The following is a 19,279-nucleotide window of genomic DNA, read 5'->3' as shown; positions in this document are numbered from 1 at the left end:
AATGCGCTACGCCGGGCCGGTGGGGGCGCCGAGCGGTGCGGCAGCCGGCTCCGCGGTGGAGAGAGGCTTCTGGCGGGCCGAAAGGTCTGCCTGATCCATCAGGCCGGACGCAACAGGCGCCGCTTCAAGTTCCTGAACGAGCCGGGCGGCGCGAATGCGGTAGTTTAACATGACGAGCAAAAGCAGCAGGACCGCCGCCCCCCCGTTATGCGCAATGGCATTGAGCAGCGGCCACTGGAAAACGATGTTCGACAATCCCGTGGCAAATTGCACGAGCACCAGCATCAATACCAGAACCGAGAGCTTTCCGAGCGCGGCATGACGTCGCAGGCGGCTCGCCAGCCACGCCAGATACAACACCACGACCACGGCAAACGTCCGGTGCACCCAATGGATGGCCACGAGCGCCTCCATCGGGATCACCTCGCCGCCCGCCGTCTTGCCCAGCTCACGCCACAGTTTGAAGCCGTTATGGAAATCCATGGGCGGTATCCACTGACCCTGACACGTGGGGAAGTCGGTACATGCCAATACAGCGTAGTTGGTACTTACCCATCCGCCAAGGGCAATCTGGAAGACGAGCAGCGCCAGACCGAGAAGCGCCGCCCAGCGCCAGCGCAACGCTCCGGCATCGGCGGCCACGCTGGCAAGCGGCATCTGGCGCGACGCCAGCCACGCCAGCGACCCCAGCAACGTCAGCGCCAGCATCAGGTGAATCGAGACGATCACCGGTTGCAGCTTCATCGTGACGGTCCACGCGCCGAAGGCTCCCTGGACACATACCAGCACGAGCAGCCACGTGGCGAGCCACGGCGATTGTTTGAGTTCGCGGCGCTTGGCCCATGCCATCACCATCAATGTGATGATGAGTACGCCCACGGCCATGGCGAAGTAACGGTGGATCATCTCGATCCACGCCTTGACGAAGGTCACCGGCCCCGTGGGAAGCAGCAATTGCGCGGCGTGGATGTCGGCATGGGCCGCGAACGGCGACGAGGTGCCGTAGCAGCCCGGCCAGTCGGGGCAGCCCAGCCCCGAGTCCGTCAGACGGGTGAAGCCGCCGAACATGATCAGGTCGAGCGTGAGAAAGGTCGTCACCCAGGCCAGTTTGCGGTACTTGTTGGCGTCACGGCGCAACAGCACCCAGCCGAGCGGCAGCACCGCGATACACAGGCCGATGAAGCCCAGTTCCAGAAGGTAAAGCATTGGTTTTACGTCGGTTTCTCGTCATGTCCGGCGCGACGCGATGCCACGCACGGCACGGGTTTCAGGTCCTGACTGCGCCGGCACTGCCGGTTGGTGAGGGTTCGCTCACTTTTGGTCTCAACCGGTCCCGGACCATTTGAGCAGCCGCGACAGGTCACTCTTGATCTTGCCCGGATCGGCGTTCTTCGGAAACGCCATCATCAGATTGCCCAGCGGATCGACCAGATAGATATGGTCGCGCAGGCCGGTGCCCTCCTGCGTGGGTAGCCACGACGCAAGGGCCACCGGATCGGCGCGCAGGCGTCGCGTATCGGCGTAGGCTTCGTCAATGGGCTTCGAGACTGCGGAAGCATCCGTGACGAGCCACAACGTTTCCACGCGCGTGCGTTCGTTGCCCTGCAGGACGCGGATTTGCCGCATGTAGAAAAGCTTGCTCACACAATTCTCGTCGCACGTGGCGGTATCCGCGCTGATCATCAGCCATTTGCCCTTGAGCGACGACAGGGGCAGGCTCTCGCCCGTTTCGTCGTCGCGCACGACCAATGCGGGCAGTGGCCGCTGCGGCTCGATCAGCGTGCCGTAGGCAGACGTGCCGCCCTGCGGCTTGAAGACGTAATACATCAGGTATGCCGCAACGGCCGGCGCTGCGCACACCGCGAACAGCAGCACGAGCATGCGTCTCGCCCGGCGTCGCTGCACGGGGTCGACGGCCGGCTCGCCGGTGTGCCCGGCGCTTGCGGCGGTCCTCACATCTGCACTCATGTTCACCTTTGCCCTTATGCGTGTTATGCGTGTTATGCCCGTAAGCTCTTCATGCCCGATCATGCCGGCCGCGGCCGGGTCAGGGGCACGTCGAATCGTCGACGGCCGGCGCCAGCCGGCGTCCACGCCGATACGCCAGGCGCAGCCCGAGCAGCGCCAGAATCAGCGACATGCCGAACCACTGCGCCATATAACCATAGTTGCGATCCGCGCCGTTGGCCGGCGCAGGCCAATCGCGCAACAGGTGATCGCCCGTGTCGTTGGTCTGCATGATGACGAACGGTTGCAGCGGCAGCGAGGTCTCGCGCGCATAATCCGCCACGTCCAGATTCTGACGGATCACCAAACCTGCGGCCGAGCCGCCGTGCCCCAGCTCGAACGCGCGTGACGGGTCCGGCGCGGCGATGCCTTCCACGGTGACGTCCCCCGCCGGCGTCGCGTAAGGCACGATCGATTCGCGATCGCGCAGATCGCGCGGCAACCAGCCGCGATTGACCAGCACTACGTGATCCGGCGACACCTGCAACGCCATCACCACGTAGAAACCGGGTAGTTCGTTGTGTGGGCGATTGTCCAGGTACACCACGCGGTTGCGCAAAAAGCGCCCCGTTACGCGCACGCGGCGATGCGTGACATCGGCCGGCGAATAGGTCTGCGCCCCAAGAGCAATCACCGGTGCCCGCTCTGCCCGTTCGATCTGCGCCTGACGCGCCAGACGCAGCTGCGCGCGCTGATACTGCCACACGCCGAGCGCCGCCGTGAGCGTTACGCCAAGCAAAATCAGCAGCGCCGGAACCGGCCGCATGCCGCGCAATAGGGTTTTCAACACGTACGGTCCTTGTCCGACTGTCGTTCGATGGCTTGCGACACACGCCGGCTACACTGCATTGCAGCGTGCCAGCGCGCAGGCGTTGGCCGATAATGGCGAATTCCCGTCATCGGACCGATCATGCGCATCATCGTTGCCATCGCCTTCGTCCTGATTCTCGGCAGTCTGGCGTCCGCATTGTTTTTCATGATGCGGGACAAAGGCCGTTCGAACCGCACCGTGCAATCGCTTGCCGTGCGCGTCGGCCTGTCGGTGACGCTGTTTCTGCTCATCCTGTTCGCCAACTGGATGGGGTGGATTCACAGCACGGGCATACGATACTGAGTCCCGCACCGCCATCCCGCGGCAAATCGCCGCACCCACCCCCGCTGCCTGCTTTACATCGACACTTCACGCCGAATCGCGTCCGACGACGCCTCCGGTCATCGCAACACCGCCCCGTTGCCGCCCGGATGACTGCGCTGCGACATAAGGCCGCATTCGGTCTCGCTCAGCCGCTCGTTGGGCTCGAAACCCCCTCCCTTCCTATCCGGCAATGCCGTGCGTGGCGGCGGCCGCAAATGGAAACGCCGCCGGAATCCGGCGGCGTCCCAGAGCCTTGCGACCGTATCGACGACGCGAGCGGTGTCAGAGCCAGTAAACCACCACGTACAGCCCGAGCCAGACCACGTCCACAAAGTGCCAGTACCAGGCGGCTCCTTCGAAGCCGAAGTGATGATTCGGCGTGAAATGCCCCTTCATCAGGCGCACCAGCATCACGGAGAGCATGATCGCGCCGAGCATCACGTGAAAGCCGTGGAAGCCCGTCAGCAGGAAGAACGTCGAGCCGTACACGCCCGAGGTCAGCTTCAGGTTCAGTTCGGTGTAAGCGTGGTGATATTCGTAGGCCTGGAAGCCGAGAAACACGAAGCCCAGCACGACAGTGGCGAACAGCCAGAAGATGGCGCTGCCGCGATGGTTCGCACGCAGCGCGTGGTGCGAAATCGTGAGCGTGACACCCGAGGTCAACAGCAAGGCCGTGTTCAGCGTCGGGATCGGCCAAGGGCCCATCGTCTCGAAGGCGTCGACGACGCCTGCCGGGCCGGTGTTCGGCCACACGGCAGTGAAGTCGGGCCACAGCAGCTTGTTATCGAGGTCGCCCAGCCACGGCATGGCCAGCGTGCGCGCGTAGAACAACGCACCGAAGAATGCCGCGAAGAACATCACCTCGGAGAAGATGAACCAGCTCATGCCCCAGCGATAGGACACGTCGATGCGCTTGCCGTACAGCCCGCCCTCGGACTCCGCGATGGAATCACCGAACCAGCCGCGCAGCACCCAAAGCACCCACAGCAGGCCGAGCAGCGCCGTCCACGGCGCCCACGAAAGTCCATTGACCCACGCGGCGGCCGAACCGAGCAGCACCAGCAGGCCGGCGCTGCAACTCACCGGGTGACGCGAGGGGGCCGGCACGAAATAGTAAGGCGCCGTTTGGTGTTGACCACTCATTCTTATCTCTCCAGGCTTGGTTCTCTTTGTCTATGCCAATCACGTCGCGAGCCGGATGGCGAGCTTCGCCAGAAACACCAGCGCCACGACGAACAGGATGCCCCCGATCAATCCCGCCACGATCAGATGCACAGGGTTGAGCTGCGCCATGTCGCGGTCGTGATCACGCCCCTTGCGCACACCGAAAAACGACCAGAACACCGCACCGATGGTCTGGAAGAATGACAGTTTGCGCTGGGTCGCCTCCTTCAGGTCATCCATTGCCGCCCCTGCCTCCTCCTGCCGCTCCTGCGCTCACCTCGCCAACCTGCGTGCCCGCCGGGGCATCCGCGCGTTGATTGGCGTCGTTCTTGCCGAGATCGAAAAAAGTATAGGACAGCGTGATCGTATTCACATCTTTGGGCAGCTTCGTGTCGACCACGAACACCACCGGAAACTCCTTGGCCTCACCGGCCTTGAGCGTTTGCTGCGTGAAGCAGAAGCACTCGATCTTCTTGAAGTAGCTCGCCGCCTGTGCCGGTGCGTAGCTCGGGATCGCCTGTGCGCGGACTTCGTGTGGTTGCTGATTCGCCACTTCGTACTCGATGGTCGCGATCTGCCCCGGATGCACCGTCAGACTGCTTTTCGCCGGCTTGAAGCGCAACGGTCCCTGCGCGTTGGCGTCGAACTCGACCGTGATCGTGCGGCTCTCGTCGATCTGCGAATTGCGCGCGCTGATCCCGGTCGTGCGATCGCCCAGCTGGTTGATGCCCACGAGGTCGCAGAACGCACGGTAGAACGGCACCATCGCGTAGCCGAAACCGAACATCACCGCGACCAGCAGCAACAACTTGCTGAAGGTGCGCACGTTGATGCGTCGCGGGCCAGTCATCTACAGCCCGCCCAACAGCTTGGTCTTGATCATCACGCCCACGAAGAAGGCCAGCACGACCGAACCGAGAATCAGGCCGGTGCGCAGGTTCTTCGCGCGCTGTTCGCGACTGAGTGCCATGCTCAATGCACCTTCGGCGGCGTCTCGAACGTGTGGAACGGCGCCGGGCTCGGCACGGTCCACTCCAGCCCTTGCGCACCATCCCACGGCTTGGCTTCCGCGGCCTTGCCGCCGCGCCATGCCGGCAGCGCCACCCAGAACAGGAAGTACACCTGCATCAGGCCGAAGCCGAACGCACCGATGGTCGCCAACTGGTTGAAGTCGGTGAACTGCGCCGGGTAGTCGGCGTAGCGACGCGGCATGCCGGCCAGCCCCAGGAAGTGCATCGGGAAGAACGTCACGTTGAACGTGATGAGCGAGCCCCAGAAGTGGAACTTGCCGCGCCACTCGTTATACATGTGGCCTGTCCACTTCGGTACCCAGTAATAGAACCCCGAGAACAACGCGAAGAGTGACCCCGCCACCAGCACGTAGTGGAAGTGCGCCACCACGTAGTAAGTGCCGTGCATCTGGATATCGAGCGGGGCGAGCGAGAGCATCAGGCCCGTGAAGCCGCCCATCGTGAACACGAACAGGAAGCCCACGGCGAAGAGCATCGGCGTCTCGAACGTGAGGGCGCCCTTCCACATCGTCGCGACCCAGTTGAAGACCTTCACGCCCGTGGGCACGGAGATCAGCATCGTGGCGTACATGAAGAACAGCTGGCCGGTCACCGGCATTCCGGTCACGAACATGTGGTGCGCCCACACCATGAACGACAGAATCGCGATCGATGCCGTGGCGTACACCATCGAGCTATAGCCGAACAGCGGCTTGCGCGAGAATGCCGGAATCACCTGCGACACGATCCCGAACGCCGGCAGAATCATGATGTACACCTCCGGGTGTCCGAAGAACCAGAAGATGTGCTGATACATGACCGGGTCGCCGCCGCCCGCGGCGTTGAAGAACGACGTCCCGAAATGGCGATCCGTGAGCAGCATCGTGATCGCGCCCGCGAGCACCGGCATCACGGCAATGAGCAGATAGGCGGTAATCAGCCACGTCCACACGAACATCGGCATCTTCATGAGCGTCATGCCCGGTGCGCGCATATTCAGAATCGTGACGATGATGTTGATTGCGCCCATGATCGACGACGCGCCGAGAATGTGCGCACCGAAAATCGCCAGATCCTGGCCCGGCCCCATCTGCACCGACAGCGGCGCATACATCGTCCAGCCCGCCGCGGTCGCGCCGCCCGGCACGAGGAACGACGAGATCAGCAGCAGACCGCCGACCGGCAGCAGCCAGAAGCTGAAGTTGTTCATGCGCGCGAAAGCCATGTCGGACGCGCCGATCTGCAGCGGGATCATCCAGTTCGCAAAGCCGACGAACGCCGGCATGATCGCGCCGAAAATCATGACCAGCCCGTGCATGGTGGTGAGCTGGTTGAAGAACTCCGGACGAATGAACTGCAAGCCCGGCTCGAACAATTCCGCACGGATCATCAAGGCCATCACGCCGCCCGAGAGCAGCATGACGAACGAGAAGATCATGTACATCGTGCCGATGTCCTTGTGATTCGTCGCGAACAGCCAGCGACGCCATCCGTGCGGATGGTCGTGCGCGTGATCGTCGTGACCCGCCACGTGATCGTGAGCGATGGAACTCATACCCAATCTCCTTGCTTCGAACTGGTCGAACGACTTAACTGTTCTTCGCTGCGTCTGCCGCGGCGCCGGCCGCGTTGGCCGACTTGTTGCCGCGCGCTTCGCGCACCTGCGCCGGCTGAACGACGTCGCCGGTCTTGTTGCTCCACGAATTGCGCTCGTATGTAATGACGGCCGCAAGCTCCACGTCGTTCAGATGCGACCAAGTCGGCATCGCATTCTTGCCGTGCAGCACGATACTGACGTGATCGGCCACGGGACCGGTCACGATCTTGCCGCCATCGAGCGCCGGGAACGCACCGCCGCCCTTGCCGTTGGGCTGGTGGCACACCGCGCAATTCGACGCGTAGACCTTCTGGCCGCGCTCCATCAGTTCCTGCACGGTGTAGGTCTTGTTCGGATCGTCGGCCGACGCCGCCATCTGCTTCTTCTGCGTGTCGACCCACTTGTTGTAGTCGTCTTCGGAAACGACCTTCACGACCACCGGCATGAACGCATGTTCCTTGCCGCACAGTTCGGTACAGAAGCCGCGATATTCGCCGACCTTCTCCGCCTTGAACCACGTGTCGCGCACGAAGCCCGGAATGGCGTCCTGCTTGATGCCGAAGGCGGGCACGTAGAACGAGTGGATGACGTCGTTGGCCGTCGTGATCAGCCGCACCTTCTTGTTGACCGGCACGACCATCGGGTTGTCGACTTCCTGCAGGTACGTATTGCTCTTGGGCTCGGCGCCGTCGATCTGGCTGCGCGGCGTAGTGAGCGTGGAGAGGAACCTGATGCCCTCGCCTTCGCCCTTGAGGTAGTCGTAGCCCCACTTCCACTGATAGCCCGTCACCTTGATGGTGATGTCGGCGTTGGTGGTGTCCTTCATGGCGACGACGGTCTTCGTGGCGGGCAACGCCATGAGAATCACGATGATGAACGGCACGACCGTCCAGATCACCTCGACTGTGGTGCTTTCATGAAAATTCGCGGGCTGATGGCCCTTGGATTTGCGGTGCTTGATGATCGAGTAGAACATCACGCCAAACACCGCGATGAAGATCACCAGGCAGATGATCAGCATCATGGTGTGAAGGCTGTGAAGCTCTTGCGCGAGTTTCGTGACCGGCGGCTGGAAGTTGAGTTCGTTGACGGCCGGCCCCCCCGGCATATCGGAGACGGCCGCCAGTGCCGGAGCGCCGGCGAGCAGTGAGGCGCCCGCAAGGAAAGCCGCCAAGGCGTGTTTCGTTTTTTTCATAGCTTCCTTACCCAAAATTACCATCCAAATCCTCCCTGGCGGTCGCCCGAGATCGTCTCCATCTCTCAGGCCTGTTGGGCAAGACAACGGCGCAGCTCGCGCGCAAACGTTTCGCGGCGATGCGGCGCAAGATAGGCACCGACGGTGACCGAGCGGCTACCCGAGCGCAAAACGATGCGCGTGCGCGGCGGCTTCTCGATGTCGATGCGTACCCAGCGGGGATTGAACTCGAACTGCGTCAACCTCTGTGCTGAACGTTGCTCGACCACAAGGCTCACGGGCGACAACCGAATGACCTCGTAATCTGTGGCATGCCGGGCATGAATGACGAACGCAACGCCCACCACGAACAAGTCCAGGCCTGTGAACGGCAAGACCAACCACCCACCGCGCCACGCCGCAATCAAGGCAACACCCAGTGACACGGCGGCCAACGACAGGTAGAACAGGACAAACTGGCGCGGCGATATCGCGCAGTTGCGCTTGTGCGTCCATTCCTTCGTCACCGGTCCGGCATCGGAAGAGGAGGCTGCGAGCATCGCCGTCACCCGTGGGGCATTTTGGGTCTTTCATGTCCGACGGCCGGGAACCAGTTGCGTCCGGGCCGCGACAAACTGCCGCATTATAGAACGCGCATTCTCCAGGCGACAACATTGATACCGAGTATTTGGCGCGCCATAGCATCCTCCTGAACTCATTGATGCAAAAGGGAAATCCGGTAATTCCCCTAGCGAAAAATTCCAGCCGCCGGGCAACTACGGGATACTCCCTATGCGTCGCCGGTTTGACACATTGCAACACGATGCGACTCGTTGCGGTGTCCTGAATACCCTGATCGACAAGACGCGCGATCGGTGCATCGCGTCTTTTTCGCGTCACTTCATGACCCGCATCGAACTCGCCACACGCTCGCGCCCCCCGCAAAAACTCGTCGCTGCGATGCGGGATTCGTCCGATATCCATCAACAGTAGACGGTGCAGCCGATTTCGCATGCGACGTTATGTCGCGCCCCGCGTTTCGGCATCGCGTCCACGACTGTCCGCGTTGCCATAACGCTACCGCCCTTCGGCGGTGTGGACGTCGCGATGTTCGGGCGCCTTCCCCGCATTCCCCTCACGACAGCTCAACGGCACGCGATGCGCACGCGTACCGGACACATGCTACAAGCGAAACATGTTCCCTACATCGTCATGCCATGCGAGCCACGCATCGCTTCACCTACCGCCCGTTTGCCGATGGCCTGGGCGCCTTGCGCGCCGCCACCGATTTCGACGTCCTGCGGGCATGGCTGCCGCCGCTCTGTGCCGCGCTCGGGCAGCGCTTCTTCCGTTATCGCGGGCATTTCCCGTTGCCCGACGGCACATTGGCGGCGCCACGCCTCGGCAACTGGCCGCGCGACTGGCAACAACGGTACGACGCGCAGCACTACGAGGACATCGATCCCGCGCTATCGCTGGCGGCGCATCAACTCACGCCCGTCGAATGGACGGCGGGGTTGTACACGTCGCCCGACGCCCGGCGTCTGCTCGACGAGCAGCGTGCGGCGGGATTGCGCTTCGGCGTGACGTATCCAGTCTTCGCGCCATCCGGGGCGTCGGGCACGCTGTGCCTGTCGTCGCCCCGGCGGTCGTTTCCCTGTTCGTCCTCGTTCCCCACATCGCCATCGCACGCACCCATGCGCCGTCTGTGCCATGTACCCGCAATCCCGCGAATGCCGAAATTTCCCCGGATGACGGGGATGCCGGGGATGCCGGGGACGCCGAATTTCGGCCACTCACCGTGGCGGCAGCATGCAGGGGCGGTGCTGGCCACGCACGTGCATGACGCCGTTTGGCGCATCGTGCTACGCGACGCGGCACGTCGCGCCGCACCGGCACTGACCCCGCGCGAGCGCGAGTGCCTGGCATGGGTGGCGCGTGGCAAGACGTCGTGGGAGATCGGACGCATTCTGACGATCTCGGAGCACGGGGTGGTCTTCCATCTGCGCTCGGCCATGCGAAAGTTCGACGTATCGAGCCGTCATCGCGCCGCGAAGCTCGCGGGCGATTACGGCCTGCTCGACAACGCCGCGCCGCCCAACGTCACCGGGCATCACCTGCGCGTCGCCAGATCGGCGAGTGTCTTGTAGCGTGTCAACGTAAACGTATCGCTGGCCGCATTTACGAATGCCCCGCCGCCGAGACGCCCGACCGGACGCAGACCGTGCAAATCGACGTGACATGTCGCGGGGTCGAGCAACGCATCGTCGACGTGCGCGGCAAGCACGGTCCCCAGCACGACCCATCCGCCGCCAGGCGCCGCGCTGATTTCGATGATGTCGCGCACCCGGCATTCGTACGCAACGGCAGCCTCGCTCACGCGCGGCGGGCGCACACGTGAGGACGGCACGGGCGTCATGCCGGTGAGATCGAACTCCGATTCTCCGGGTGGCAGTGGTGCCGCCGAAAGATTCACGGCATCGATGCAGGCAGCGCTGGCCACGTTAACGACGAACTCCGGCACGGCTTCGATGTTGCATAAGGTGTCCTTCTTGCGCCGGGGATACGGCGGCACGACCGGACAGAACAGCACCGTCATCGGCACACAACACACCCCCATGAAATACGCAAACGGCGCCAGATTCGTCCGCCCCCCGGCGTCGACGGTGCTTACCCAGGCAATCGGGCGCGGCAGGATCGTGCTCATCATGAAGTTGTAGATACTCGTCTCATCCAGTGTCGATGGGTCCAGTTCCATCGTGCCTCCTCATGCCTCGTTGACTCGCTGTAGCGCAGGGCTCGCCGCGCGGGTCGCCCCTCGTTCCGTGTCTCACGTCCGTCCTCAACCACGTGCTGGCGAAGCGAGGACCGTCGTCCTTCCACGCCGACGCATGCATCGACCCGACTTCGCGACGGCTGCCGTGCAGACGCGATCAAACCCGGGCGGTGCCAACGCCCGCGAGCCGAAGGACCTCGTTGGCACACCCCCATGACAACGTGAATCCACCGCCGCCGTGACCGTAGTTGTGAAACAAGCGTGAATGCCGCTCGTCTTGCGCGACGCGTGGGGCACGACGTACGGGGCGAAACCCCACGCGGGCGTCGACGATTTGCAACGCCGCCACGGCCTCGCAAAGCCGGGCACAGCGATGCACGATATCGGCGATCTGCTGCTCTCCGATCATCGTCGACGTCAGGCCGGGGTCGGCCGTGCCCCCCAGAACGATGTCGTCATTGCGCTCGACGATGTACGTGGGTGCCGCGGGATCCGAGTCGTCGATGTAGCACCCGCGCACGGCGTCGTCGCGGTTGGCGCGCAGCACGACCGCACGCGAGAGCGACAGACCGTCGTCGCCGAACTCGCGGCTGCCATAGCCGCAGCAACTCACGACGACGTCGGTCTCGTCGAGCAATCCTGCGGGATCCTCGACCCGGCGCTGAACATACGATCCGCCAAGGTCAAGGAACATGTTCATCAGGTATCGCAAGTAAGTCCCCGTATCGGCGACCGGCACGTCCATACGATAGGCGCTGGCGAAGCGCGACGGTACGTCGGTCGCCGGCACGCGTGCGAGCCCATCGGCACATTCGGCCCACCACGGCATGCCGGCATCGTGGCGGAAGTACTCGGTCAACGTTCGCATGCTGACACCGGACGTCGCGTCCGCGGACAGCCGATGCAACGTCGCGTATGTTTGCCGCGCTCGCGCGAGGTACACGAGATCCGGGGCCTGATAAAACGGATGCCAGATCGCCGCGGCCAGCGCCGACGTCGTCTGCGCGGGCGCCTCCGCCGAGTGGATGACGACGCGGCACCCGGCAAGCGACATGGCGACGGCGGTCGTCAGGCCGCTCACACCGGCACCGAGCACGATGACACGTCGGCCGGTCATGCTTGCCCTCCGGCGTTGCCCGCATCGAGAGCCTTTCGATCGTCATGGACAGACCACGGCGGCGCGCCCGCACTCGTCGGCCGGGCTGCCGGTAACGCACTGTCGAAACGCTCCGGCGATTTCAGTCCGCTGCCGGTGCCGAGCAACACAACGCTTTCGCCCGGCCGGATTTTCCCCGAGGCACGACATGCGCGGAGCGCCGCGTAGCCCGCCGCCGTGGAGGGTTCGAACCACAATCCAAAGCGCTGTGCGAGCGAGCGCGACGCATCCACGATATGCCTGTCGTCCAGCGCGGCGCAGGCGCCCCGTGTCGCGCGAAGCGCGTGCAAGGCGGCGAAGTGGTCTCGCGGCCGGCCCACCGAGAGGCTATCGGCCACCGTGTCCGGCATGACGGCGGTAGGTGACTCCGGCAACGCCCTCGTCTCGTCGTCGTACGCTCGCCAGTCCCGCGAAATGCTATCCGAACCGACCGCCTGCGCGGCCAGCAGGCGCGGTACCGCCGATGTCACCCCCAAGGCGAAGAGATCGAGAAATCCCGCCGCAATGCCTGACAGGATGTTGCCATCGCCCGTTGGCACGATGACCCAGTCGGGCACACGCCAGTCGAACGCCTCCGCGATTTCGAACGCACATGTTTTCTTTCCTTCGCGCGTGAAGGGATTGCTGCCCGTGTTTCTGCAGCACACGCGCGTGTCGTCTGCCATGCGCTGTGCCATCTCGAAGGCATCGTCATAGCTTCCATCGATTTTGTGAATCGTCGCGCCGTAGGCGCGGATCTGCGCCAGTTTGACAAACGGCGTGCTCGCCGGAACGACGACCGTGGCCCTCATTCCCTGCGACGCGGCGATGCATGCCAGCGATGCCCCCGCATTCCCGGTCGATGCCGTCACCGCATGCGCGCACCCGGCCCGCCGCGCGACGGCAATCACCAACTCGGTCGCACGATCCTTGAGCGAGCCGCTCGGGTTGCGTGCGTCGTCCTTGACCCAAAGATGCACACCGCCATCGTCGCCACAATCGATCATCGGCGTTCCGCCAACGCGCAATCGACTCCCCCAATGGGCTTCCACGGGCAGCAGCGCGGCGTATCGCCACATGCCATGCATTTCGCTCCGGTGAAATGCGTTCAGGATATCGACCGCCGATGGCGAGTCCGCCCCCGCCTTTCGCTCGACGCGCAGATTCTGGCCGCAGACGTGGCAGCGATACCGGATGGCGCCCCATGCCTGTGGCGTCGCACAGCGCACACATGCGTAGCGGTACGAGAAGGATGGAATCACGACAGCGCCCCCGGATTGAGCAGATGCGTCATCACGGCGTTTTGCGCGTGAAGCCGGTTCTCGGCTTGCTGAAAAACCCAGGACGACGGACCTTCGATCACGCTGTCGCTCACCTCCTGTGCGCGGTCTGCCGGCAAACAATGGAGGTATCCGGCCTGCGGTGCCGCGAGGCGCATGAGATTGGCATCGATACACCAGTCGCGATGCCGCTCGAAGACATCGCGCATCGCCGTTTCGTCGACCGGTTCTCCGCAGCGCTGCGGCAAATGGTCGAGACTGCACCATGACTTCGCATAGACGGCGTGCGCCCCGGCCACGCCATCGCGCAGGTCTTCGGTCACCCGGAGCTGGGCGCCTGCTCGATGTGCGAACTGTCTGGCGGCCTCCATCACCTCGGGATCGAGGGCGAACGGCGCGGGGTGAGCCAGCGTGACGTCCATTCCGGATTTGACTGCCGCGAGCAACAGACTTTGCGGCACAGCGACAGGCTTGTGCCAGCTTCCCGAGTATGCCCAACTGATACAAAGCCGACGCCCCGCCAATTCCCCCAGCCGCTCACGCAAGGTCATCATGTCTGCGAGCGCCTGACACGGATGAAAGCGGTCGCATTCCATATTGATGACCGCCGCCCGGCTCGACTCGGCGAACGCTTCGAGGTGCCGATGCGCTGCACCATAGACCCACCCTGCCGGCGCTCCGTACATGCGGATGGCGATCCCGTCGCCGTAGGACGACAGTACGCGCGCCACGTCCGAAATCCGCTCCGTCGAATAAGGGATCTCCGCATCGGGCAGCGCGGGTGTGTAAATCCCGTTGTGCGGATCGAGCACAATGGCGTTGCCTCCCAATCGCGCCAACCCTGACAGAAAACTGCTTCGCGTGCGCAGCGAAGGGTTGTAGAACAGAAAGTAGATCGTTCTGTTCCGAAGGGCGCCCTCGGTGTGCAAAGGGTAGCGACGCTTGAACGACAGCGCGGCGTCGAGCAGCGCCCGGTAGTCCGGCGCACTCATCGTCAAATCGGGGGCGAGCCAATGACAGGTCACACATCCTCCCAGAATCACACTTCATCAGCAATTCACTGATGCTCCGTTGATGCTTCGTTGATGCCTCGTTGATGTCCCGTTGGCGTCTCGTTGTTGCCTCGTTGTTGCCTCGTTGTTGCCTCGTTGTTGCCTCGTTGGTGCCTCGTTGGTGCCTCGTTGTTGCCTCGTTGTTGCCTCGTTGGTGTCTCGTGGTGTCTCGTGGTGTCTCGTGGTGTCTCGTGGTGTCTCGTGGTGTCTCGTGGTGTCTCGTTGGTGTCTCGTTGGTACCTCGTTGGTGCCTCGTTGGTGCCTCGTTGGTGCCTCGTTGGTGCCTCGTTGGTGCCTCGTTGATGTCTCGTTGGCGTCTCGTTGATGTCTCGTTGGCGTCTCGTTGATGTCTCGTTGGCGTGTCGTTCGCGTGTCGGTGATTCTTCAAGGCGGCCGCCATCGGCTCGCATGCCGCGCAAAGCGTTCGGCGCACGATAACCCCAGGCGCTCGAAGAGGCGCCGGGGTACCAGCGCCGCCTCCATCATTTGGACGCCGACGTCCAGCGGTTCGATGCTTTCGCGAAGCACTTGATCCGCCTGCGTTGCATTCAGCCCGACCGCGAGCAGGTGATCGCGCCACATTGGCAATTCCGGCGACAGAAAGGCCACCATGAGTTCGGGCAAGAGCGCGTCGAGGAGTTCTCTTTCCTCGTGCGACAACGCCGGCACCCAATCACCGGCGAATCGGACGAACGCCGCCTGATGTCGCATTTCGTCCGCGCCATGTTCCGCGAGCAGCGTACGTACCGGCGGGTAGATGTCGTCGCCCGCGCCCGCCTGACGCAACGTGCCCGTAATCAACGTCTCCGTCACCGACGCCGCCGCCACGACAGCCACATCGCGATGCCGCACCGATGTCCGATCGCATATGGCGAGCACCCGCGACATGCTCGGGGATGGCCGCTGCCTCAGACAGTACCCCGTCACACGTTGGAATTTCCGTCGGAACCGCTCCATCATCCACGTATGAAACCCTTCGTCCGTGTAGATCGCCAGCAGGTCGTCACGGCTGACGGACGTGATCCCCGGAATGTCCAACATCGTTTCGATCGCCCGATTGACGATGTAAAGTTCGACGCGCTCGGTCTTGTTCAGATAGTCCTCAAGCCGTAATGCGCTCAGCCGCTGTCGCGCCACCTGTCCAAGGTCGCACACCAGCGGATGCAATGCATAGGGCATCAGCGACACATTGAAGAACAGATGTCCAGGCAACAGCGGCGGGAACGGCGCTTCGGTTTCGCTGCGTGTGACCGCCGCGACCTCCGGCCACGATGCACGCGACGAATCCACGATTCTCGTTTCGCTCATTTCGTCTCCGGCATCAGACATGCGGCAAGGCCGCCGCTACGGGCGCGGGCGAATGCGCGTCGAGCGACACAAGACTGGCACGCTCGGGGCCGAGGCCAAGGCCGGTCAGCGGCGCGCCGATATGCCGTTCCACGAAGTCGATGAAGCCGTTCATGACAGCGTCGAGTGTCCCCTCGCGTCCGAGCGTCAGCGATTGCTCCGTCAGACCGTGGTAGATCAGGACATTGGGCATGCCGTCTCCGGAGACCGAGCCGCGATGTACTCGCACCGGCACCCCCTGATAAGACGAATTCGCGTAGTGGGCCAGACAATCAACCTTGTTGAGGTAGACGCAGTCCACACCATGCGTCTTGATGACTTCGCGCAACTGCGCGAGATCGAGCATGCCAATGCGGCGCGGTCGACCGGTGCCCGTGCCGTACTCGCCCGTAAGCATGCGAAGTGCGGTACCGATGTCGAACGGGTCGCTCGAACGCAGCAATTTTTCCGCGGAAAAACGTGATTGCTCCTCGTCCTTGCCGACCTTCGACAGAGAGGCGTCGTGGCAGTACTGCGCCGAACGTTCGCCGCCCAACTCCGAAGGAAATGGCCCGCGCCCGACACGGGACATGATGGCTTTGGCCACGCCGATGGTCCGCCGGTGATACTTCGGGGAAAGGTCGCCGCCCACGTACGCGTAGGCCGGCACCGTATGGCTCGACGTGACGTACGGCTGGCTGCCGTCGACGACATCGAGCAGAACCGACTGGGCGCCTTCGAACAGCACCTTCGCGCCCGCCTTGACGCGACTCGTGAGCCATCCGCGATCCGGTTCGATGTAGGCACGCAGCACCTGAGCCGCACGCGGCAGGCCCAATAGCAGATCGGACATTTCTGCCACCCATGGCGAAGTGCCGCCATCCGCGTTAATCATGCGCGTGAAAATGTCTCGCATCGAAACGACGGTGTCCGTCTCGTTGTCCAGTAGGTCGCCGAGCATCAAATTGACGCGCGTGTCGTTACGGACACGCAGCGCGCGGTCCGCATAACAAGGACCAATGCCGTTGCCCGTCGTGCCGATCGCGTCGCTCCCGCGCCTGTCCATGACGATGTGATGCGGCTGCACCAATGCCGCACGCGCGCTGATATGAAGACGTCCTTCAAGCGAGATGCCCATCTTGCGCACCTGCTCGATTTCGTGGGCCAGTTTCCAGGGATTGATGGCACAACCCGATCCGATATAGAGCGCGGCATGCGGGTGAAAAACACCGGACGGCAATTGCTTGAGCGCGATCCTGCCTTGGGGTGTATCGATGGTGTGACCGGCGTTTGCACCGCCGTTGAAGCGGGCAATCACGTCGTACTCCGGCGCGAGAGCGTCGATGATCTTGGCCTTGCCTTCGTCACCATATTGCAAACCGACGAGCACGTCGGCGAATCCTTCGGCAAGTGGCGAAACGTTGTCGTGCGAGGGAAATGAGGGGCAGTGGGAAGCTGTGGTCATGCGCGTTGCATATCGAAGAAGAAGCGGGGAACAGGGGCTTGCCTGGCAGCCAGGCGTTGGTAGAGCCAGTGCCCGACGGCTATGTCGAGAATGCCGAGCCCGAAGGGTGAAAAGAGAATGGGGCGATCTCTTGCGGGAAGCTCGCCGCCGCACAGCAAGTGTGGCAACGACGTCGTGACGAAACGACGGTGCCCGGTTGCCACCTCCGTGAGGTGCAACGACGTCATCGCCCGCAGGCAGTGATCGATGTCGTCAACCACGTTGTATGAGGCCAGCACGATGGGCGGTGCAAGATCGCGCAGCGACAGGTGCAACACCACCGGGCAGTGCGAAAACCAGTCGGGGTCCCGTAAATGAGGCGAAGCCGCCGTCGTTGCGAATACGATCACGTCGGATTCGCGCACCGCGCGCTCCAGCGAGGCTTCGGTACGACTATCGAAGCCCATGTGTGTTCTGGCTCGGGCAGCGAGCGACTCGGCGTAGCCGATGTTCAGGTCGTGAACCACGATATCGCCCACGGGCAGCGCCGCAAGCGGCAGACTCTCGAGCACATGCCGCGCGATGACGCCCGCCCCGATGAACGCCACGCGGCGGCGCCGCAACGTATCGCCGCGTGTCAGACACCGCAGCGCGCTGATGGCGCTGGCTGCCGTCCGTGCGGCACTGATGATGCTCGCCTCCATGCAGGCCATCGGATACCCGCTTTCGGCATCGTTCAGGATAAGCACGGCAGAGGCGCGCGGCACACCGCGCTCGATGTTCTCCGGAAAGCTCGAAATCCATTTGATGCCGGTGACACCTGCGCTGGCGTCGTCGCAAATATGCGCTGGCAACGCGATGATGCGATTGCGCTGTGCATCGGGAAAGCGGAGAAACTGACTTTGCGGATTGACCGTTCGGCCAGCGTGGTGCGCGCGATAAGCGGCTTCGACCGTGTCGAGTACGTCGCGTTTTCCATCGCGCACCGCGGCGCCGATCTGCTCGCCGGTGAACACGCGAAACTGCGGATTCGGGAGTCGGTTCATGACAGGGACGGGGAGACGACTTCTATGGAATCGGACGTTGCGGCCGTGCCCGAGGTGCCGAACGATGCATTGTCCGGGCTGCCGGAATATTCCCTCGCTACCCACTCGGCGTCGTAAATCGTGTCGAGATACTTCTCGCCCATGTCAGGGGCAATGGCGACCACCGTGTCGCTGGCCGCGATGTTCGCCGCAGACATCTGAATGGCCCTCAGTACACTTCCCGTCGAGCCGCCGGCAACGAGGCCTCGCGTTGCCAGCATGTGGCACATACGAAGGGTGTCTTGCTCGGCAACGTGGACGATGGCATCGGGCGGCTCCGCATCCGGCGAATCGCATAGCGGTGGCCGGCAACTCGTGCCAAGCCCCGGAATCCGGCGTGACCCCGGAGGGCCACCGAACGTGACGGACCCGATGGCATCGACGGCCACGACGCGTGTCGGCAAACGATGCGCGCGCACATAATGCAGACACCCCATCAATGTGCCTGTCGTTCCCGCACCCACGAAGAGATGGTCGACGTCGGGATGCGCCGAGAAAATCTCGGGAGCCGTCCAGCGAAAATGGGCGCGCCAGTTGCCTGGACTCGCGTATTGGTTGACCCACAGACAACGTGGATCGCGGGCCACCTGTTCGCGAATCCACGCGATCCGTGTTGCGAGATATCCGCCCTGTGCATCACGCCGCTCGACCTTCACCACACGGGCACCCGCCGCCTGCATGGCTTTCACCGCCTGCCGCGACGTATTGGGGTCTGTCACGCAGGTGAACCGGTACCCGCGATTGGCACACACCATCGCCAGCGCTACCCCGAGATTTCCGGATGACGATTCCACGATCTGCGTGTTCGCGTGAATCCGATGCGTCGCTTCCAGGTCGTCGATCAATTGCAGCGCCGTCTTCAGCTTGATCGATCCCGCGGCATTCAGTCCTTCGAGCTTGAGATGGACCGTCGCCGGACACAGGCCGTCGATGGCCGTGAACACGGGAACGGTGGGACGCAGGAACTCGCCGTCGACGCGAAGCATCGGCGCCCCGCGAGACCGGTCGCATCGCGCAGGTTCGCCCCGCTGCGGCACCGCCCACGTATCGTGCTGATAACTCACTGCCCACCTCCCGGAAGTTCGCCTTCTGGC

19 protein-coding genes and 1 pseudogene are annotated in these 19,279 nt (G+C 63.3%); 2 read left to right on the top strand and 18 right to left on the bottom strand.

Annotated features, from left to right (window positions below):
- Positions 1 to 6 precede the first annotated feature (6 nt).
- From AB870_RS02470 to AB870_RS02460, 3 genes are all read right to left on the bottom strand, one after another.
- Positions 7 to 1,206 (bottom strand): COX15/CtaA family protein, encoded by a 1,200-nt coding sequence (locus AB870_RS02470; protein WP_047906803.1) that lies wholly within the window; start codon positions 1,204 to 1,206, stop codon positions 7 to 9.
- Positions 1,207 to 1,323: 117 nt separating this feature from the next.
- Positions 1,324 to 1,968, bottom strand: coding sequence for an SCO family protein (locus AB870_RS02465; RefSeq protein ID WP_047906802.1), 645 nt, complete (start codon positions 1,966 to 1,968; stop codon positions 1,324 to 1,326).
- 79 nt (positions 1,969 to 2,047) lie between these two features.
- Complete coding sequence (locus tag AB870_RS02460; RefSeq protein ID WP_047906801.1) at positions 2,048 to 2,773, bottom strand: SURF1 family protein; 726 nt, start codon at positions 2,771 to 2,773, stop codon at positions 2,048 to 2,050.
- Between the two features lie 144 nt (positions 2,774 to 2,917).
- Here AB870_RS02460 and AB870_RS02455 point away from each other — a divergent pair, with 144 nt between their 5' ends.
- Positions 2,918 to 3,121 carry a twin transmembrane helix small protein gene (locus AB870_RS02455; protein ID WP_044453748.1) on the top strand — a complete coding sequence of 68 codons (204 nt, stop codon included), beginning with the start codon at positions 2,918 to 2,920 and terminating at the stop codon, positions 3,119 to 3,121.
- A 303-nt stretch (positions 3,122 to 3,424) separates the two neighbouring features.
- Here AB870_RS02455 and AB870_RS02450 read toward each other — a convergent pair whose 3' ends face one another.
- From AB870_RS02450 to AB870_RS02425, 7 genes and pseudogenes are all read right to left on the bottom strand, one after another.
- Positions 3,425 to 4,285, bottom strand: a complete 861-nt coding sequence (locus AB870_RS02450; RefSeq protein WP_047906800.1) for a cytochrome c oxidase subunit 3 — start codon at positions 4,283 to 4,285, stop codon at positions 3,425 to 3,427.
- Between the two features lie 39 nt (positions 4,286 to 4,324).
- The gene (locus AB870_RS02445; protein ID WP_044453744.1) at positions 4,325 to 4,546 is read right to left on the bottom strand and encodes a DUF2970 domain-containing protein; all 222 of its coding nucleotides are present in this window, start codon (positions 4,544 to 4,546) and stop codon (positions 4,325 to 4,327) included.
- Complete coding sequence (locus tag AB870_RS02440) at positions 4,539 to 5,156, bottom strand: cytochrome c oxidase assembly protein (protein WP_047906799.1); 618 nt, start codon at positions 5,154 to 5,156, stop codon at positions 4,539 to 4,541. The genes AB870_RS02445 and AB870_RS02440 overlap by 8 nt, the downstream gene beginning before the upstream one ends.
- Entirely contained in the window at positions 5,157 to 5,276 is a 120-nt protein-coding gene (locus tag AB870_RS27020) for a cytochrome oxidase small assembly protein (RefSeq protein WP_237170029.1), read from the bottom strand.
- Between the two features lie 2 nt (positions 5,277 to 5,278).
- Positions 5,279 to 6,871: a cytochrome c oxidase subunit I gene (ctaD, locus tag AB870_RS02435; protein WP_047906798.1), complete on the bottom strand. Its 1,593-nt coding sequence runs from the start codon at positions 6,869 to 6,871 to the stop codon at positions 5,279 to 5,281.
- A 46-nt stretch (positions 6,872 to 6,917) separates the two neighbouring features.
- A pseudogene (gene coxB, locus AB870_RS02430) lies at positions 6,918 to 8,132 on the bottom strand (cytochrome c oxidase subunit II); the annotation flags it as partial.
- A gap of 41 nt (positions 8,133 to 8,173) precedes the next feature.
- Entirely contained in the window at positions 8,174 to 8,647 is a 474-nt protein-coding gene (locus AB870_RS02425) for a DUF2244 domain-containing protein (RefSeq protein WP_047906796.1), read from the bottom strand.
- 657 nt (positions 8,648 to 9,304) lie between these two features.
- Between AB870_RS02425 and AB870_RS02415 the strand changes: the two genes are divergently transcribed.
- Positions 9,305 to 10,237, top strand: coding sequence for an autoinducer binding domain-containing protein (locus tag AB870_RS02415; protein WP_053059535.1), 933 nt, complete (start codon positions 9,305 to 9,307; stop codon positions 10,235 to 10,237).
- Here the strand turns inward: AB870_RS02415 and AB870_RS02410 are convergent.
- From AB870_RS02410 to sbnA, 8 genes are all read right to left on the bottom strand, one after another.
- Complete coding sequence (locus AB870_RS02410; RefSeq protein ID WP_047906794.1) at positions 10,201 to 10,845, bottom strand: flavin reductase family protein; 645 nt, start codon at positions 10,843 to 10,845, stop codon at positions 10,201 to 10,203. The genes AB870_RS02415 and AB870_RS02410 overlap by 37 nt on opposite strands.
- Before the next feature lie 175 nt (positions 10,846 to 11,020).
- Positions 11,021 to 11,980 carry an NAD(P)/FAD-dependent oxidoreductase gene (locus tag AB870_RS02405; RefSeq protein ID WP_047906793.1) on the bottom strand — a complete coding sequence of 320 codons (960 nt, stop codon included), beginning with the start codon at positions 11,978 to 11,980 and terminating at the stop codon, positions 11,021 to 11,023.
- Positions 11,977 to 13,260 carry a threonine synthase gene (locus AB870_RS02400; RefSeq protein ID WP_064674752.1) on the bottom strand — a complete coding sequence of 428 codons (1,284 nt, stop codon included), beginning with the start codon at positions 13,258 to 13,260 and terminating at the stop codon, positions 11,977 to 11,979. Before AB870_RS02400 ends, AB870_RS02405 begins: the two co-directional genes overlap by 4 nt.
- The gene (locus tag AB870_RS02395) at positions 13,257 to 14,303 is read right to left on the bottom strand and encodes an ornithine carbamoyltransferase (RefSeq protein WP_157112208.1); all 1,047 of its coding nucleotides are present in this window, start codon (positions 14,301 to 14,303) and stop codon (positions 13,257 to 13,259) included. The genes AB870_RS02400 and AB870_RS02395 overlap by 4 nt, the downstream gene beginning before the upstream one ends.
- 411 nt (positions 14,304 to 14,714) lie before the next feature.
- Complete coding sequence (locus tag AB870_RS02390; protein ID WP_071386825.1) at positions 14,715 to 15,638, bottom strand: diiron oxygenase; 924 nt, start codon at positions 15,636 to 15,638, stop codon at positions 14,715 to 14,717.
- Between the two features lie 13 nt (positions 15,639 to 15,651).
- Entirely contained in the window at positions 15,652 to 17,121 is a 1,470-nt protein-coding gene (locus tag AB870_RS02385; protein ID WP_084663246.1) for an adenylosuccinate synthetase, read from the bottom strand.
- Positions 17,118 to 18,146 (bottom strand): 2,3-diaminopropionate biosynthesis protein SbnB, encoded by a 1,029-nt coding sequence (gene sbnB, locus AB870_RS02380; RefSeq protein ID WP_047906790.1) that lies wholly within the window; start codon positions 18,144 to 18,146, stop codon positions 17,118 to 17,120. Before sbnB ends, AB870_RS02385 begins: the two co-directional genes overlap by 4 nt.
- Positions 18,143 to 19,249, bottom strand: a complete 1,107-nt coding sequence (gene sbnA, locus AB870_RS02375) for a 2,3-diaminopropionate biosynthesis protein SbnA (RefSeq protein ID WP_237170028.1) — start codon at positions 19,247 to 19,249, stop codon at positions 18,143 to 18,145. Before sbnA ends, sbnB begins: the two co-directional genes overlap by 4 nt.
- Between the last annotated feature and the right edge of the window lie 30 nt (positions 19,250 to 19,279).

Origin of the sequence: Pandoraea faecigallinarum (assembly GCF_001029105.3) — a bacterium.
GTDB classification, from domain to species: domain Bacteria; phylum Pseudomonadota; class Gammaproteobacteria; order Burkholderiales; family Burkholderiaceae; genus Pandoraea; species Pandoraea faecigallinarum.
Note: the sequence above shows the minus strand (reverse complement) of the source record. Positions and strands in the feature narration are given on the sequence as shown.